Origin of the sequence: Clostridioides sp. ZZV14-6345, assembly GCF_020657775.1 — a bacterium.
In the GTDB taxonomy this organism is placed as follows: Bacteria; Bacillota; Clostridia; order Peptostreptococcales; family Peptostreptococcaceae; genus Clostridioides; species Clostridioides difficile_D.
Genome location: NZ_JAGWCX010000019.1, coordinates 31,398 through 49,268, shown reverse-complemented (window position 1 = coordinate 49,268; position 17,871 = coordinate 31,398). Strand labels below are relative to the sequence as shown.

General features: G+C 27.6%; 11 protein-coding genes, 1 tRNA gene, 1 pseudogene and 3 riboswitches. Of the genes and pseudogenes, 3 read left to right on the top strand and 10 right to left on the bottom strand.

All coding sequences use genetic code 11. The features are described from left to right. Positions 1 to 19: 19 nt before the first annotated feature. From KGF39_RS07195 to KGF39_RS07170, 5 genes and pseudogenes are all read right to left on the bottom strand, one after another. Complete coding sequence (locus KGF39_RS07195; RefSeq protein WP_227821756.1) at positions 20 to 2,377, bottom strand: HAD-IC family P-type ATPase; 2,358 nt, start codon at positions 2,375 to 2,377, stop codon at positions 20 to 22. A gap of 424 nt (positions 2,378 to 2,801) precedes the next feature. Beyond that, a complete protein-coding gene (gcvPB, locus tag KGF39_RS07190; RefSeq protein WP_054273653.1) occupies positions 2,802 to 4,259 on the bottom strand; it encodes an aminomethyl-transferring glycine dehydrogenase subunit GcvPB in 1,458 nt (485 codons plus the stop codon). After that, a complete protein-coding gene (gene gcvPA / locus KGF39_RS20200; RefSeq protein ID WP_255643260.1) occupies positions 4,259 to 6,733 on the bottom strand; it encodes an aminomethyl-transferring glycine dehydrogenase subunit GcvPA in 2,475 nt (824 codons plus the stop codon). The genes gcvPB and gcvPA overlap by 1 nt, the downstream gene beginning before the upstream one ends. A 209-nt stretch (positions 6,734 to 6,942) precedes the next feature. After that, positions 6,943 to 7,047: riboswitch (glycine riboswitch) on the bottom strand. A gap of 548 nt (positions 7,048 to 7,595) precedes the next feature. Continuing rightward, positions 7,596 to 7,676: transfer RNA gene (locus KGF39_RS07175), tRNA-Leu, on the bottom strand. Between the two features lie 95 nt (positions 7,677 to 7,771). Further along, positions 7,772 to 7,972 (bottom strand): annotated as a pseudogene (locus KGF39_RS07170) (Na+/H+ antiporter NhaC family protein); the annotation flags it as partial. A gap of 282 nt (positions 7,973 to 8,254) precedes the next feature. Continuing rightward, positions 8,255 to 8,431: riboswitch (Lysine riboswitch) on the bottom strand. Positions 8,432 to 8,691: 260 nt separating this feature from the next. On the opposite strand from KGF39_RS07170, the gene KGF39_RS07165 reads away from it, so the two are divergent. The 3 genes from KGF39_RS07165 to KGF39_RS07155 all read left to right on the top strand — a co-directional run bounded on the left by KGF39_RS07165 (position 8,692) and on the right by KGF39_RS07155 (position 11,485). After that, the gene (locus tag KGF39_RS07165) at positions 8,692 to 9,678 is read left to right on the top strand and encodes a lipoate--protein ligase (RefSeq protein ID WP_227821755.1); all 987 of its coding nucleotides are present in this window, start codon (positions 8,692 to 8,694) and stop codon (positions 9,676 to 9,678) included. 91 nt (positions 9,679 to 9,769) lie between these two features. Then, a riboswitch (SAM riboswitch) is annotated at positions 9,770 to 9,875 on the top strand. Positions 9,876 to 9,985: 110 nt separating this feature from the next. Next, positions 9,986 to 10,783, top strand: coding sequence for a MetQ/NlpA family ABC transporter substrate-binding protein (locus KGF39_RS07160; RefSeq protein WP_227821754.1), 798 nt, complete (start codon positions 9,986 to 9,988; stop codon positions 10,781 to 10,783). A 102-nt stretch (positions 10,784 to 10,885) separates the two neighbouring features. Then, entirely contained in the window at positions 10,886 to 11,485 is a 600-nt protein-coding gene (locus tag KGF39_RS07155; RefSeq protein ID WP_054273649.1) for a TerD family protein, read from the top strand. Positions 11,486 to 11,687: 202 nt separating this feature from the next. Here KGF39_RS07155 and KGF39_RS07150 read toward each other — a convergent pair whose 3' ends face one another. From KGF39_RS07150 to KGF39_RS07130, 5 genes are all read right to left on the bottom strand, one after another. Continuing rightward, positions 11,688 to 13,547, bottom strand: coding sequence for a putative bifunctional diguanylate cyclase/phosphodiesterase (locus KGF39_RS07150; RefSeq protein ID WP_054273648.1), 1,860 nt, complete (start codon positions 13,545 to 13,547; stop codon positions 11,688 to 11,690). A gap of 557 nt (positions 13,548 to 14,104) precedes the next feature. Beyond that, positions 14,105 to 15,073: an ABC transporter substrate-binding protein gene (locus KGF39_RS07145; protein WP_227821753.1), complete on the bottom strand. Its 969-nt coding sequence runs from the start codon at positions 15,071 to 15,073 to the stop codon at positions 14,105 to 14,107. Positions 15,074 to 15,154: 81 nt separating this feature from the next. Then, positions 15,155 to 15,910: an ABC transporter ATP-binding protein gene (locus KGF39_RS07140; protein WP_054273646.1), complete on the bottom strand. Its 756-nt coding sequence runs from the start codon at positions 15,908 to 15,910 to the stop codon at positions 15,155 to 15,157. Continuing rightward, entirely contained in the window at positions 15,907 to 16,863 is a 957-nt protein-coding gene (locus KGF39_RS07135; RefSeq protein WP_227821752.1) for an iron chelate uptake ABC transporter family permease subunit, read from the bottom strand. Before KGF39_RS07135 ends, KGF39_RS07140 begins: the two co-directional genes overlap by 4 nt. After that, positions 16,853 to 17,806 carry an iron chelate uptake ABC transporter family permease subunit gene (locus KGF39_RS07130; protein ID WP_227821751.1) on the bottom strand — a complete coding sequence of 318 codons (954 nt, stop codon included), beginning with the start codon at positions 17,804 to 17,806 and terminating at the stop codon, positions 16,853 to 16,855. The genes KGF39_RS07135 and KGF39_RS07130 overlap by 11 nt, the downstream gene beginning before the upstream one ends. Between the last annotated feature and the right edge of the window lie 65 nt (positions 17,807 to 17,871).

Genomic DNA, 17,871 nt, shown 5'->3' with positions numbered 1-17,871 from the left:
TTTTATTATCAATTTAAAGTTAATTTAAATCTGGAACTATTGTCTCTAATATCTCATCCAACACGAATAACATAACTTTTATCATAATTGGCATTAATACTGCTAGTGCCATAGTTATGAGAATTAATTCTCTATTCAATGCTACAAATGAGAATAATCCACCTAAAAATAGAATTCCAACAACAAATACAATAGTCATACTTACAATTAAAAATAATCTTTCTTTATTAAATGGTAGACATTGTTGTCTTAATATCAAAAGACCACATATACCAGTTAATATAGCACACATTGTAGAAAATACACTTGAACTATAACCTAAATATTCAACTATATTGTAAACAATAATTACATTTACTGTCACACATAGTGCTCCTGGTAAAGCATTTTTTAATATATTGAGTAAAAAGTTTCCTGAAATTCTACTTTTATTTGCTTCAAGGGCTAAGAAGAATGATGGTATACCCACTGTTACAGCACCAATCAGTGACAATTGTATAGGCACAAATGGATACTGTCTACTGAAGAAGAATAATGTTAACAGCGACAAGAAGAATGAAAAAATTGTCTTTACTAAGAACAAAGAAGATGCTCTTTGAATATTATTGATTACCCTTCTTCCTTCCATAACAACTTTTGGCATTGATGCAAAGTTTGAATCCAACAAAACTAAATTAGAAATATTTTTAGTAACGTCACTTCCAGATGCCATGGCGATACTACAATCAGCTTCTTTAAGTGCTAACACATCATTTACACCATCTCCAGTCATAGCTACTGTATGATTTTGTTTTTTTAATGCTAAAATCATTTGTTTTTTCTGTTGTGGACTTACTCTACCAAAAACGCTGTACTTATCAACCGCCTCATATATATCTTTATCATCTTTAAGTGTTGTTGCATCAATAAAATTACTAGCTGTTTTAAGACCTGCTTTTCTAGCCACCTCACTTACTGTTATTGGATTGTCCCCAGATATAATTTTTATATCTACACCTTCATTATAAAAGAATTCTAAAGTCTCCTTAGCTTCATCTCTAATTTTGTCCAATATCAATATAAAAGCTAGTGGTTTTATATCTTTGGGTATATTGTTATCTTCCATATAAGAATCACTATGAGCTAAAACTATTACTCTATTTCCTTTTTTAGAATATCTTTCAACCTCTGCTCTAAGTTGTTTGTATTTTTCTCTAAATATAAACTCAAATGCTCCTAGTAAATATATACCTCTGTTTTCAAAGGTAACTCCACTGTATTTTCTTTCTGACGAAAATGGTATTAGATTCTTAACTTTATATGTATCTGAAATATTATATTTATCTCTTATTGCATTTAGTGTTGCATTATCATCTTTAAGAGAATTACATATATTCCCCATTATTTCATTAATATCTACTTCTTCCAACATTACCACATCATCAACTTGCATTTTACCTTCTGTAATTGTGCCTGTTTTATCAAGGCATAATGTATCAACTCTAGCAAGAGTCTCTACACAGTATAATTCTTGCACTAAAGTTTTATGACTAGCAAGCTTTATAGTTCCTACAGCTAGAGCAATACTTGTAAGTAGAGTTAGACCTTCTGGTATCATACCATTTACAGCTGCCACAGTACCTACTACAGACGTAGCTATAGAATCTCCATTTCCAAAATGTTGCTTTGCAAATAATATAATCCCTAGAGGAATAATTATTATACCAACAACTTTTAATATTGCATTTAGTGAATTTCTAAGCTGAGAATTATGTTTTTTAGAAGTCTTGGCATCATTAGCTATCTTATTTGCATAATTATCTTTTCCTATATTTTCAACTCTTACAAAAGCTTCTCCAGAAACTACAAAACTACCAGAATATAAGAAGTCACCCTTATTTTTTACAATAATATTAGATTCTCCTGTAATCAGAGATTCATTTACCTCTAATTTTCCATCTAGAACTTTTGAATCTGCACAAATTTGATTGCCTGTTTTTAAAATCATAATATCATCTAATACTAAGTCTTGCACATCAATCTCTTTTTTCTCTTTTTCCCTTATAACAGATACCTTATTTGAAACTATAACAGATAGATTGTCCAATAATCTTTTAGCTCTTATTTCTTGAATTACTCCTATAATAGTATTAATTACAGCAATAAATATAAATAAGGTGTTTTTAAAAGAACCAACTGAAACTAATAGACAGACTAAGACAATATTTATGAGATTAAAAAGTGTAAATATATTATCTTTAAAAATTTGTTTATATGTTTTAGTTTTTCCACTATCAAATACATTAATTAAATTATCATCTATTCTACTTTGAAGTTGCTTGTCATTTAATCCAATATTTATATCACAATTATATCTTTTTAAATTAACACTATCCATGTTCTACTCCTTTCAACTTAATGCTTTTTTATACTCAAAGCTACAAATATATTATAAAATTCTAAATTTTTTAGTTTATTATTCTATAATTTATATAATAAAATATAAATCTAAAGATTTAAGCATTATAATTCTTAAGATTTCCTAAATTTTTATGAATTTCGATATATTTTAGTTAAGTTTCTCTTAAGCTAAAAGATTAAGTAAAATTATGCCAAAATAAATTTCCCTCATTCTTATGACTTTTGTTATTATAATCATCATAACAATATTCTATATAGATACTCACATAATTTAAAACTTTAATAGTAAATATCATACATATCAATACATAGAAAAAGCTATCTAAACTAGATTAAGTTAGATAGCTTTTTCTTACAAATGTAACTTTCTTTATATTTTAAATTTCTATTTTTTTAATTATTTACCTTTGTGACCATGTTAATATAGGTTTTTTTACTGCCCTTGCATCATCCACTCTTTTGACTATAGTATTATGTGGAGCATTTTTCAATAGTTCTGGCTTTTCCTTTGCCTCTTTTGCAACATTTTTCATAGCTTCTATAAAACTATCTAATGTTTCTATGCTCTCACTTTCTGTAGGCTCTATCATAAGTGCCTCATTTATAATAAGAGGGAAGTACATTGTTGGAGGATGGTATCCATAATCTAGTAGTCTTTTTGCTATATCAATAGTTTTTATATTTGCCTCTCCTCTTGGTAATCCACCTAATACAAACTCATGCTTACATAAGGTATCTATTGGCAAAATATAATCATCTTTTATACTTTCCTTTATATAATTAGCATTTAAAACGGCCATTTCACTAGCTTCTTTAAGCCCATCTCTTCCCATAGTTAATATATATGTGTAAGCTCTTACAAGCACTCCAAAATTACCATAGAAGTTTTTAATTTTTCCAATAGACTTTTCTCTATCATAATTTAATACATACTTATCTTCTTTTCTTTCAATTACTGGTATTGGTAAAAAAGGTACCAACTCTTTTTTAACTCCAACAGGACCAGCTCCTGGCCCTCCTCCTCCATGAGGAGTGGAAAAAGTCTTATGAAGATTAAGATGAACTACATCAAATCCCATATCTCCAGGTCTTGTTATCCCCATAATAGCATTCATATTCGCACCATCATAATACAAAAGTCCTCCTGCTTCATGTACAAGAGTGGCTATTTCTTTTATATTTTTTTCAAACAAACCAAGAGTACTTGGATTAGTAAGCATAAGAGCTGCTACTTCATCATTTAAAACTTCTTTTAAAGCATCTATATCTACAGCTCCATTTTTATCAGATACAATTTGAATAACATCAAAGTTTGCCATAGCTGCACTTGCTGGATTTGTTCCATGGGCAGAATCTGGAATTATAACTTTGGTTCTCTTATGGTCACCTCTATTTTCATGATATGCTTTTATAATCATAAGCCCTGTAAATTCACCATGTGAACCTGCTGAAGGTTGTAGTGTAACCTCATCCATACCTGTGATTTCTGCAAGTCTATTTGATAAATCATACATTAAAGAAAGAGAACCTTGTGCTGTATCTGAATGTTGATATGGATGTATTCCAGTAAAATTTGGAAGTGCTGCCATATCTTCATTTATTTTAGGGTTATATTTCATAGTACAAGAACCTAAAGGATAAAAACCTGTATCAACTCCAAAGTTTTTATTTGATAATAGAGTATAATGCCTAATTAATTCTAATTCACCAACTTCTGGTAAATTTAATTCGCTTTTTCTTACCATACTTTGGTCAATCATATCTTCTATTTTTATATCATCTATATCTAACTTTGGAAGCGAATATGCTTTTCTACCTTTTTTAGATATATCTATCAACAAACTATTATATTCTTTCATTATAATCCCTCCATTATTCCAACTAACTTATCTATTTCCTCTTTGCTTCTTTTCTCAGTCACACAAAGTAAAGTTGAATTTTTTAACTCTGGATAATTGTATTCTAAATTATAACCACCTAATATATTTTCTTCTAAGAGTTTATTATTTATAGTTTCTATATTAAGATTTCCTTGTACAGCAAATTCTTTGAAAAACTTACCTTTAAACATTGGCTTATATTTTCCAGTTTGTATAAGTTTATTATAAGCATAATGTGCTTTTTTCATAGATTGCATACCAACCTCTTTAAATCCTTCTTTACCCATAGTAGCCATATATATTGAAGCTACAAGAGCATTTAAAGCCTGATTTGAACATATATTAGAAGTTGCTTTTTCTCTTCTTACATGTTGCTCTCTAGTTTGTAAAGTTAAAACATATGCAGTTTTCCCTTCTGTATCTAAACTTTGACCAACTATTCTCCCTGGCATTTTTCTAGTATACTTAGATTTGCTAGCTAAAAATCCTACATAAGGACCTCCAAAATTAAGAGGATTTCCCAGTGATTGAGCCTCTCCAACAACAATATCTGCTCCTATCTCACCTGGTGTTTTTAAAACTCCTAATGATATTGGGTCTACACTCATAATTAACATAGCTTTATTTTCATGAGTTATCTTTTCTATTTCTTCCATTTCTTCAATAATTCCAAAGAAATTAGGAGTCTGTATAAGAACACATGCTGTATCTTTATCTACAGAAGTTCTTAATTTTTCTATATTTGTAGTTCCATATTCATTACAAAAGTCAACTTCTACTATCTCACAATCTTTATATTGTAAGTAAGTTCTTAATACTGACAAAGTTTCAGGGTGTGTAGTTTTTGACACCACTATTTTACTTTTTCTAGTTTGATTCATTGCCATTATGCAGGCTTCTATTGCAGCAGTTGCTCCATCATACATTGATGCATTTGCAATTTCCATACCTGTAATTTCTGCAATCATAGATTGAAACTCAAATACTACTTGCAAAGTTCCTTGACTTATTTCAGCTTGATATGGAGTATATGCTGTATAAAATTCAGACCTTGAAGTTATATGTTTTATAATTGATGGTATATAATGGTCATATGCACCAGCTCCAAGAAAACAAGTTAAATCTTCTAAACTTAAATTTTCTTCTGACAATCTCTTTACTATTTTACTTACCTCTAATTCAGATTTTCCACTTTCCAAATTTAAATCTCTTTTTAATTTTATTTCATCTGGTATATCTGAAAATAATTCATCAACTGAATTTAATCCAACTACTTTTAACATTTTTGATTTATCTTCACTTGTGGCAGGTATATATGAAAACTTATTTTCTTCATTTAATGTAATATTATCTTTCTTATATTGTTTTTTATAAAAAGGTTTCTTAACTATCATTGCAGGAACAACTTTTTTTCTGATTGCTATACCTATTTCATTTCCTACTTTTGCATACTCAGAATCTATAATTCCCATGCCTAATATTTTTCCTGTTGTTGGAGATGCACATCCTGTTGTTACAAAACCAACTGTTTTATCACCAACCTTTATATCATATCCATTTCTAGGCATCCCTTTGCCTTGCATTTCAAATCCTACTAATTTTCTTTTAGCTCCATTTTCTTTTTCTTCTGTTAAAACTGATTTTCCAATAAATGATTCTTTATTTGTCTTCACAAAAATAGATAAACCACCTTCAAGTGGAGATATGCGTTCATTTATTTCATGACCATATAAAGGTAGTGCTGCTTCAAACCTTAAAGTGTCTCTACAACCTAGTCCAGCTGGGCATATATTTTCTTGTCCAACCTTTAAAACTTCATTCCAAATTATTTCTACATGTTCATTTTTACAATATATCTCAAATCCATCTTCTCCCGTATATCCTGTTCTTGAAACTAAACAAGGTAAACCACATACTTTTGTTGATGGCATTGACTTATAAAATTTTATTGATTTTAAGTCTATGTCTGTAATTTTTTGAAGAATTGCTTCTGCTTTAGGTCCTTGAACTGCTAATTGACTCACTTCATTAGATACATTTTTTATATCTACATTGTATCCTTCACTTTGTTTTATTATCCATGTTACATCTTTATCTATATTTCCTGCATTTATTACTAATAAATAATCTTCTTCACTAAATTTATATATTAATAAATCATCAACTACTCCACCATTTTCATAACACATAGGTGTATATATAATGTCATTTATCTTTAATGTGCTTATATCATTTGTAACTAGATTTTGTATAAATTTTTCTGACTCTACTCCCTTTACTTGTACCTCTCCCATATGAGATACATCAAATATACCTGCGCTTTTTCTGACCATCTCATGCTCTTTATTTATACCTTCATATTCTAAAGGCATTTCCCAGCCAGCAAATTCAACAAGTTTTGCTCCAAGCTCTTTGTGTATATTATACAAAGATACTCTTTTCAATTCATTCATATATAACCCTCCCTACAAAATTAGACCTACTATATTTAAGTAACTTTGACATTATTTCCTGTACTTTTTCATAAAAAAAAGATATATTAACATGGAAAATAATCCTAGCCTATATATCCCTGTTTGTATACCTGAAAGATTTAATAATTTAATATTATTTTGCTTCTTCGGTGACTTATAGTATCTTAACTTAAGTCTCTCCAGAGTCCCATCAATTAGCGATATTTTTGCCTGAAAGCTTCTCTAAGAATTGGCATTTCTTAAATTTCTTCTTCGGCGCCTTTTTGTAAAAAGGTCTCTCTCGCTAATCTCGTTTGGAAATATTTATTTTCAATTTTATTGTATGAATATTTCAATTAAATGTCAACAAATTATATTTATTTTTTTTTATGTATTAATTTTTTTGTTAAGTTTTTATTATCAATTATATTACTTTTATATTATTAACTTTTACACCTGTATGTTATATATTAATGCGAAATAATATATTTGTTTAATTTATTATTAGCATGCCATACAAAATACTAAAAGTAAAGTTATATTGTAATTTACTATATTATGTTAAAAGTATATTCATACATGTGATAGAATCGTTTGCAATTTTATCTTTGTGAAAAATAAGATTTTTAAAATAAGTTACTATAAGATTTTATATTGCTAATAAACATATAGAACTTTATACTTAAATATATTTTTATACAACAAAAAAAGCACTTAACGTGCTTTTGTATATTTATTATAAAAATACTCTTAAGAAGATATTATATAGTATTTGATTTATTTATCAAAAAATAAAAACGGGATAGCCCACTCCGAAAGCCAGCAACCCCAGTTTTTTTCAGCACAATTAAGTACTGTAAAGTGCGGATGAAGGGAGTCGAACCCCCACGCCAATGGCGCTAGATCCTAAGTCTAGTGCGTCTGCCAATTCCGCCACATCCGCTTATCACTCTTTTATTTTACTATATTTCGCTATTATTTTCAATAACTTTTTAAAATCATCTAAAAACTAACAAAATAATCATAATAAAAGGTGAAAGAAGAAAGTATTGTTGTATCTGAAATTGGAGAACAATGGTCTCCAAATATTGCACCTGTTAAAACTGCACTAGTACTTGCTATTACATAAGACATGTCAGGATTTAATGAGTATGCTAGTGGTATTGCCAGTGGCATAAGTATACCCATTGTACCATAAGCTGTTCCAGTAGCAAAAGATATTATCGCTCCTAAACCAAATTATTAAAGTTAAGATTCCAAATTTTTCTGCATTAGCTAGTGCAATAGTGTCTATATCCTCTTCTGCAAAAACCATTACTGTTGACATTATGAACATAATTGTCGTCAGAAAAATAATATTAATTTGTTTTATTTCTCATATAAATCTCCCTCTCTTTTTAATTTTGTGAACTATGCAGGGTATTATGTTATGATAAAACTAAAAAAGCCTTGAGTGATAAACACTCAAGGCTTAAACATTACAATACATCAACAATATTAAAATAAATATAATATAATTCCTTAAATGATAGCTCACCACAAATAAACCTGTGACAGTTGTACACATTTTCTATGTACCCCCAGCAATATAATCTTAAAGCATCGATTATAAAACTTCGGCAATATCTCCTTTCCTAATAATTCTTTGTGCTTAACTCCTTATTAGTACTGATAGATTATTGCGCCTCTACCCTTCTATTCACTTTTATTAAATATATTTTGAGTATATATTATTTATTTAAACTTTGCAAGTTAGTTTTAAAAATTTCTACTTATTTTTTACAAAAAACACCATATTTTTTTTAATTATGTTTAAAACACATTACAATCAATTAAAAATAATCTTATTGTTTGAAATTTCTAATTTAAAGGACTTTTTATATTATTGTCGAATTATAAAATTAATTGTACTAATGCTATCAAAAAAATTTTATCAATTCTATGGAGGACTTACTTTAATGTTATTAATTTACAATGAAAAAACAAACCCCTATTTCAATTTAGCAATGGAAGAATATCTTCTAAAAAACTTTGATGAAGACTTATTTATTTTATGGAGGAATGAACCTTCTATAATTGTTGGAAAAAATCAAAACACACTCTCTGAAATAAACTTAGAATATATAAAAGAGCATTCTATACCTGTTGTTAGAAGACAATCTGGTGGTGGAGCTGTATTTCATGATTTAGGAAATATAAACTTTACATTCATAGCTTGTAATAATAATAGTTTTAGTGATTTCAAAAGATTTACTCAACCAATAATAGACTTACTTAAAACATTAGATGTCAATGCTGAATTTTCTGGAAGAAATGACCTTCTTATAGATGGTAAGAAATTTTCTGGAAATGCTCAATATAACTACAAAAATAAAGTGATGCATCATGGTACACTTTTATTTTCATCTGAGATAAATGACCTTTCAAAAGCATTAAAAGTTAAACCTATAAAATTCGAAGGAAAGGGAATAAAATCTGTAAAATCTCGTGTAACTAATATAAGTGAACACCTACAAGATAAAATGAACATAATAGAATTTAAAGATGCAATAATGAATTATCTTTCTAAAACAAATACTGATAATACTAATTATTGTTTAAGTGAGTATGATATAGAACAAATAGAAAAACTTACTAAATCAAAATATGAAACTTGGGATTGGAATTTTGGTAATTCACCAAAATATACTCTTTCAAATGAATTAAAATATTCTGGTGGAAATGTTGAATTCAATTTAAATGTTGATAAAGGCATAATAACCACTATAAAATTTTTTGGAGATTTTTTTGGAAAACGTGATGTTTCATTTGTTGAAGATATACTTATTGGTACAAGACATGAAGAAAATGCTTTAAGAAATACTTTAGATTCTATTGAAATAAATGATTATTTCTTAGGTGCTGATACTGATATTCTAGTTTCTGGAATCTTAGGTGTTAAATAGAGGATATTAAAGATTTTAAAATATTTACAAAATTATGTTTACAGATATAAAAAATCATGATAATATTTATAACATAATTAAAAATTGATACTTCTTATCCAGAGTGGTGAAGGGACTGGCCCTATGAAACCCAGCAACCAGTATATTTTTATATACATTGGTGCTAAATCCTGCAGTATTATACTGAAAGATGAGTCTAAATTAGCTTTTAAAGCCTGAGTTTAAACTCAGGCTTATTTTATTCGCAGTGTGATAAAAGAAAGTATTTTATTTTTAACTAATCAATTATATTCAGGAGGGAATTTATATGAAATTCAAAAAATTATTATGTTTGTTGTTATGTCTAGTATTCACTTTATCTATAGTTGGATGTTCTAAACCTAAAGATGATAAAAAAATTGTTGTTGGTGCTACTTTAGTTCCAGGTGGAGAGTTATTAGAAGAATTAAAACCACTTATTAAAGAAAAGGGATATACTTTAGAAATTAAAAACTTTGATGATTACATACTTCCAAACGAAGCTTTAAATAATGGAGAAATTGATGCAAATCTATTCCAACATGAACCTTATCTAAAAGAAGCAGTTAAAGCTAAAGGTTACAAAATAATGGCTGGTAAAAAACTATATGTATGCCCAGCAATACTTTACTCTTATAAGATAAAATCTGTTGATGACTTTAAAAAAGGAGATACAATTGCAATAAGCAATAACCCTTCTTCTTGTTCTAAGAACCTTAGATACCTTGAAAGTATTGGACTTTTAACTTTGCCTAAAGGTGATGGATTAGTTAGTCCGAAAGATATAATAGAAAATCCAAAAGGAATACAATTCAAAGAGTTAGATATTGCTCAAATTCCATCTTCGCTTCCAGATGTAACTGCTGCATTTATAGATACTACTTATGCAGTACCTGCTGGTCTTGATGCCAAGAAAAATGGAATTTATACAGCTCCTATAAATGATGAGTATGCAAATCTTTTAGCATTTAGAACTGAGGATAAAGATAGCGAAAAGATTAAAGTTCTACAAGATGTTCTTACATCAGATAAGGCAAGAAGCTTAATTGAAGAAAAATACAAAGGCATTGTAATTCCTATTTTTTAGTATATTTAATATAATTTTAATATTATTATTCTAATATTGTTGAATATTGACTTATTAAATGCTACCATTTAAATAAATCTATGTTTGTGGAGGAAAATTACTATGGCTATAGAATTAAAAAAGGGACAAAAAATAAATCTTACAAAGAAGGAAAATAGCGATTTAGGTGAAATTTTAGTTAATTTAAATTGGAATCAAAAAGTACAAAAAAAGGGTTTTTTTGGCTCTTTAAGAAGCAGCAATATAGATTTAGATTTGGGTTGCCTATTTGAAATGAAAAACGGTGTAAAAGGTGCTGTTCAGGCATTAGGCAATTCTTTTGGTAGCTTAGATAATCCACCTTTTGCTCAATTAGATGGAGATGACCGAACAGGAAGTAATACACAAGGAGAAAATTTAAGAATAAATGGTAATAAAATAAAAGAAATAAAAAGAATACTTATTTATGCTTTTATCTATGAAGGTGTAGCCAATTGGTCTGAAGCTGATGGAATTGTAACAATAAAACAAAAACAAGATTCAGACTTAGTTGTTAAACTTGATGAACATAAAAATGGCTATAATATGTGTTCAATAGCACTGATAGAAAATGTAAATGATGAGACATTCAGTGTTGAAAAGGTAGTTAAATACTTTAAAGGTCACAGAGAAATGGATACTGAGTTCCATTGGGGCTTAAAATGGGTTGCAGGAAGAAAATAAGTATATTATTTAAGAGACTATGAGTAAATTTCCTCATGGTCTCTTTTTTATCTAACAACTATTTATTTTCTTTTTAATTTTTATATAATGGTGATTTTTCAAATACTTATATATTTGTACATTTTTAAATAGTAAATAAAGCAAAACTTTATTCAGTATACAATAATTTTATTTAATTAACACATATTTTATAAAATATATTTTAGCTATTATAAACAAATTCTTTATCCAATATTTCTTCAAATTCTAATATTGGCATTGGTTTATAAAATACAAATCCTTGAACTAAATCACACCCAATATCTTTAAGAAATTCAACTTGCTCCTTACATTCAATACCCTCAGCAACAGTTGTGATATTCAGTTCTTTTAGCATATGTACAATATTTTTTATTACTATTTTTTCTTTATCTTTATCTAAACTAGCCTTGAAAAACATGGAGTCAAGCTTCAAAACGTCAAATGGTAAATCTTTTAAAACACTCAAAGATGAATAACCTTTTCCAAAATCATCTAAAGAACAAGTAAATCCATTGTCGTGCAAGTCATGTATAATTTCCAAAAGATGTTCTTGATTCTCGAAAGCTACACTCTCTGTAAATTCAATTTCTATAGTATTTTTAGGTATATTGTATTTATTTTTTATATTGGAGTAAGTTTCTACAAATTTAGTATTGTAGAATTGTATTCTGGAAACATTGACTGATATCGGAACAAAAAGTCTGTTTTCATCTAACCTCTTTCTAATCCATTTACAAACTTCCTCAAAAACATACTTATCTACTAAAGCAATAAAAAAATCCTTTTCAAGCACTGGAATAAATATTGCTGGAGATATAATACCTTTATCTGGAGTCAGCCAACGTACTAAAGCTTCTGCACAATTTATTTTTTGATTATGTAAATTAACTTTAGGCTGAAAATAAACTATAAATTCTCTTTTTTCAATAGCTTCATGTATTCTACTCTTGATTGTATTTTCTTCAATCATTTTTTTACGAATATTTTCATTGTAAAAAGCATAATTAGTACCTGGTTTATTCTTAACAGTTTTTTGTGCAAAATTTGCTCGATTTATTAAGTCATCTATGTTTAGTTTTTCATTTACATCTTCAATACAACAGATTCCACTAACAATAGTAATGCTATATTTGTTTTTAATTTCATTTGTGATATTAATCAGTTCATTATCTACAACTTGTTGCCTTATTACTAAATCCTCCTTATCTACATAGCATCTTAAAGCAACAAATCTATCTGCAATTTCTCTAGCAAATATTTCGTATTTTCCAATATCACCCATCATAAGATTAGCATATCGTTTCAGTATCATATCACCATAATCATACCCAAATATATCATTAATGTATTTAAAATTTTCAAAATCAATATAGAATATAGCAAACTTCTTATCCTTATGCCTATAGATATTTTGATTTGCATCCAATTTAAATTTTTCTATAGTATTTGCCCCTGTGAGTTCATCTTTATATGCAATGTTTTTTAAATCTACATTTAATTTTTCCAATTTAATCATTTTTTTATTATACTGTATAATCAATATTGTCCATGCTAATATGCCTATAATAGATATAATTATTATTAAAGTCATTAAATAATCACTTTTTTCTCTAGAAAAGTTTTCTATTTCAAATACTGTATCATTTGCAAGAGAAAAAAACTCTTCACTTATACTTAATAACTGACTAGTATCTTCTTTCATTCTTACTTTTTTTATTTCAATATTTAAATCTTCCCACTTTTTTTCTAGTAAAAACAAATCCTTATTATATTTATTACTATCAGTGATTACTAGACCATATTTTCCATCTCCTGTAATCAATTCATCTAAGATTCCATCAATATATTCTATTAATTCATCATTTGGTTTATGGTTCATCTCTAATTTAGTCAATCGTTGACTAGCTCCACGAACAATACCAACATAATTAATCAGTTTCCCATAATCACCAATATTATGAATCAATTTAATAGAAATGAAACTTATAGAAATCAATAAAATAAATAAAACTAAGATAGTTACCCTCAAAAATCTCTTCATAAAATACCTCTATTCTCTATGTCTTTTTTCACGCTTATTGGAGATTCATGTATATTATTTTTTCAAATAATATACATGAATCTCCAATAAAATTTTCTATACAATTAGAATATATAAAACCTTATTCTTCATAGTTCATTTTTAGAATTAGCTCTACATATAAAAGCTTTTCTCTAACATATGAGTTCTTATAGATTATTACTTCTTAGTACAATTTATAATATTTCTAATTACAAAATACTTATTAAAATCATACATTTATGACTATATAGATATACATCTGTACACCTTAATTATATTTAAAAGTTATTCTTTTTGTCTAGTATATTTTTATATTTTATTAGATTTTGAATACATTTCTATCATTATAATTAAAATTATTGCTTAGTCTATAAAAAAGTAGCTGTTTCAAAATAAAAGATAAGCCTCTTTTTCTTGTTTAAATGATTAAAATATATTTGATTTCATAAAAAAAAGTGCCTCATGAACTAAAAAGTTCATTTTGAGACACCCCCAAATAAGTAATAAACAAAATATGTTTACTACAAATGGTTGATTTATTTATTGACTGCTTTTGAAGCATCATCTATCATTTTATTTAAAGATGCTAGACCTCCATCATTTACATACCATGTTGGCGAATCTAAATATATTATATTATCATTTTCATATGCATCCATAGATTTTATTATATCATTATTTAAAACAGATTTTGCTGTTGAACTATCCTTTACATCACTACCAGTAGCTATTCCTCTATCTATCACGAATACAACTTCTGGATTTTGTTTAGCTATATACTCAAAGGTAATATTTTGTCCATGACTTGATTCTTTTATATTTTTATCTTTATTTTCAAATCCAAAACTATTGTATAATATGCTAAATCTTGATTCTTCACCAAATACACTTAAATTACCCTCATTCACCATTAAAGTTAAAGCATTTAAATTTCTTTCTGTTACTTTTTTATTTAGAGTCTCTATTTTCTTTTCAATTTTACTAAGCTCTTGATTGGCCTTTTCTTCTACTCCAAATATTTTTGCTATTTTATTTATATTATTTTTAACAGAATCTAAGTACTTCTTATTGTCTTTGCTTGTACTTATTGTTGGTGCTATTTTTGATAATTGCTCATAAAAATCTTCCTGTCTTCCATTTATTATAATTAAATCTGGATTTGCTGACTTTATACCTTCTAAATCTGGTTCTTTTAATCCACCTAAATCTGCATACTTTTCATCCTTATATTTCTCTAAAGATGCTGGCAAACTCGACTTTGGCAGTCCTACTAGACTATCAGCTACACCCAATGTATCCATTGTATCTAGAGCTGAATAATCAAATACTACTACCTTTTTAGGTTTCAACTTTACATCTGTTTCTCCCAAACTATGAGTTATTTTTATAGTATCATTTGAATTTTCTGATGTTTTTGATTCATTTTTTTTACTTCCACCCAATGCAAATACTGCCACTAATCCTACTATAGCTACTGCTGCTACTATTGCTGCTTTTTTATTCATACTAATCTCTCCCTCTTTCTTGTTAATCTTTATTCTGATTTAAAATTTTTTATAAGATATGTTTATTCTATATATAATATTTTAGAAATAGATACAAATTCGATTTCCATTTATATGTTTAATATTAAAGCTCATTTCGTAAATATCTTCTAAAACTTTTTCATTGACTATCTCATCTGTACGACCTACTTTTTCAACTTTTCCATTTTTTAATGCAACTATATTATCTGAATAACATGATGCAAAATTTATATCATGCATTACTAATACTATAGTCTTATCTAACTCATCACAAAGACCTCTAAGTACCTTCATCATTTGAACTGAATGATTCATATCTAAATTATTTAGTGGTTCATCAAGCAATATGTACTCTGTATCTTGAGCTATTACCATTGCTATATAAGCTCTTTGCCTTTGACCTCCACTCAACTCATCTAAATACTTATGTTGTATATCAGTCAACTTCATATATTCTATTGCTTCATCAATATGATTTTCATCCTCTTTAGTTAGATTACCTTCACTATATGGGAATCTTCCAAATCCAACTAATTCTCTTATCGTAAGCTTTAAAGTTATATTATTAGATTGCTTAAGAATGGCTATTTTTTTGGCCAATTCTTTATTACTGTAATTAATCAAGCTTTTTCCTTCTATTATTACTTCTCCACTATCACCTCCTATAAGCCTTGTAACTATTGATAACACTGTACTTTTCCCAGCTCCATTTGGACCTATAAAAGATGTTATCTTTCCCTTTTCTATATTAAAAGAGACATCATCTACAACATTTTTATTCTTATATTTTTTAAATATATTTTTTATCTCTATCATCTATTTGCCCCCTTTAGTAGTAATTGAATAAAGTAAATTCCTCCTATGAAATTTATTACTACACTTAAAGTTGTATCAAACTTAAATATATGTTGTATGAAAAATTGACCTATTATTAATGTAATCATTCCTATCAACATAGAACCAAAAATTAAATATTTATGCTTATATGTTTTAAAAATTTCTCTAGTTATATTGGCAAGTAAAAGCCCTAGAAATGTCATAGGCCCAATAAGTGCTGTTGATATTGAGACTAAAACTGCTATCAGTATTATCATTTTTTTAACTACTTTATCAAAATCTACACCTAAATTAATTGCTTGCTCTTTACCCAATGATAATACATCTAAATATTTTATTTCATCATATATAAAAGGTATTATGGCAATAATTATTATAGATGCTATTAACAGTACATTCGTATTTATATTATTTAAACTGGCCATTATGCTAGTTTGCAAAGCTAAAAATTCATTTGGGTCTATCATTACTTGAATAAATGTTGTTGCACTTTTAAATAATGTTCCAAATATCATCCCTACTAGGATTAAAAAGAAAATATTATTTTTATTCTTTTCAAATAATGTTTTATACAATAGCATTGAGGCTCCAATCATCATAGTTACATTAATGATAAAGTTATAATTCTCATTTATAATCAGACTACTAGTTGAGCCAAATATAAATACTATTATAGTTTGAATCATTACATATAATGAATCCAATCCTAGTACACTTGGTGTTAATATTTCATTATTTGTAATTGTTTGAAACACTACAGTAGTAAACGCTATACATCCTCCACCTAATACCATAGCAAGTATTTTTGGTATTCTTTGTGATAATGCATATTCTAAATGATTCATGTCTATTCCATAGATTACAAAAAGTGCCATTGATATTAATAGCAATGTACTCACAAAATAAATTTTTTGATTGAGACTAAGCTTCATTTACATTCCTCCTTAACACTAAATAAAGGAATAGTATACTTCCTATAACACCAACTGTAAGCCCTATAGATATTTCATATGGATAAATGATAATCCTTCCAAAAATATCACATATAAGTACAAATATCGCTCCAAATAGACCAGTATACCATATACTTGCTCTTATATTATCGCCCATATATAAGGATACAATATTTGGAACTATTAAACCTATAAAAGGGATATTGCCAGCTGTAACGACTACACATACTGTAACAAGTGCTACTATTATCAGACCTATATTAACAATTTTTTTGTAACTCAGACCTAAGTTTGTTGCAAAATCCATACCCATACCAACAACAGTAAATTTATTTGCATAAATATATGCTAATATTATAAGAGGTATCGTGATATATAATATCTCATAATTTCCTTTAAGTATCATAGAAAAGTCACCTTGCATCCAAGAACTTACATTTTGACTCAAATCGTATTTGTATGCAATAAAATCTGTCATAGACCCTATTATATTTCCAAACATTATACCTACTAATGGTACAAAGATTATATTTTTAAATTGCAACTTCCTTATTATTTTTATAAACATAAAAGTCCCTGCAAGAGAAAATATAAACGCTATTATAGTCTTTGTAAAAATAGATGCAGTTGGCACTAAAAGCATACATATTACTATACCAAATTGAGCTGCATCTATTGTAGCTCCTGTCGTAGGTGATACAAATTTATTTTTACTTATCTGTTGCATTATAAGACCTGCTACACTCATCCCTATACCTGCAATCAATATACTTATTAACCTTGGTACTCTGCTCATGACAAATATCATAAGTTTATGCTGATTTTTTGCAAATATATGCATTATATTTATATCTTCAGCTCCTATAAATAAAGAAAAATAAGACAAAATTATTATTCCTATGACTAAATACCTTTTTTTCATTCTCCCTCCTTGAAAATCTTTGTTTAATTAAAATGAAAATTATTATCATTTTCACTTTTATAGTC

Bases quoted from the DNA above. Each gene is read 5' to 3' on its own strand.
- KGF39_RS07130 (WP_227821751.1), bottom strand. From the start codon at position 17,806: ATGAAAAAAAGGTATTTAGTCATAGGAATAATAATTTTGTCTTATTTT.
- gcvPB (WP_054273653.1), bottom strand. From the start codon at position 4,259: ATGAAAGAATATAATAGTTTGTTGATAGATATATCTAAAAAAGGTAGA.
- KGF39_RS07160 (WP_227821754.1), top strand. From the start codon at position 9,986: ATGAAATTCAAAAAATTATTATGTTTGTTGTTATGTCTAGTATTCACT.
- KGF39_RS07145 (WP_227821753.1), bottom strand. From the start codon at position 15,073: ATGAATAAAAAAGCAGCAATAGTAGCAGCAGTAGCTATAGTAGGATTA.
- KGF39_RS07135 (WP_227821752.1), bottom strand. From the start codon at position 16,863: ATGAAGCTTAGTCTCAATCAAAAAATTTATTTTGTGAGTACATTGCTA.
- KGF39_RS07140 (WP_054273646.1), bottom strand. From the start codon at position 15,910: ATGATAGAGATAAAAAATATATTTAAAAAATATAAGAATAAAAATGTT.
- KGF39_RS07150 (WP_054273648.1), bottom strand. From the start codon at position 13,547: ATGAAGAGATTTTTGAGGGTAACTATCTTAGTTTTATTTATTTTATTG.
- KGF39_RS07195 (WP_227821756.1), bottom strand. From the start codon at position 2,377: ATGGATAGTGTTAATTTAAAAAGATATAATTGTGATATAAATATTGGA.
- KGF39_RS07155 (WP_054273649.1), top strand. From the start codon at position 10,886: ATGGCTATAGAATTAAAAAAGGGACAAAAAATAAATCTTACAAAGAAG.
- KGF39_RS07165 (WP_227821755.1), top strand. From the start codon at position 8,692: ATGTTATTAATTTACAATGAAAAAACAAACCCCTATTTCAATTTAGCA.
- gcvPA (WP_255643260.1), bottom strand. From the start codon at position 6,733: ATGAATGAATTGAAAAGAGTATCTTTGTATAATATACACAAAGAGCTT.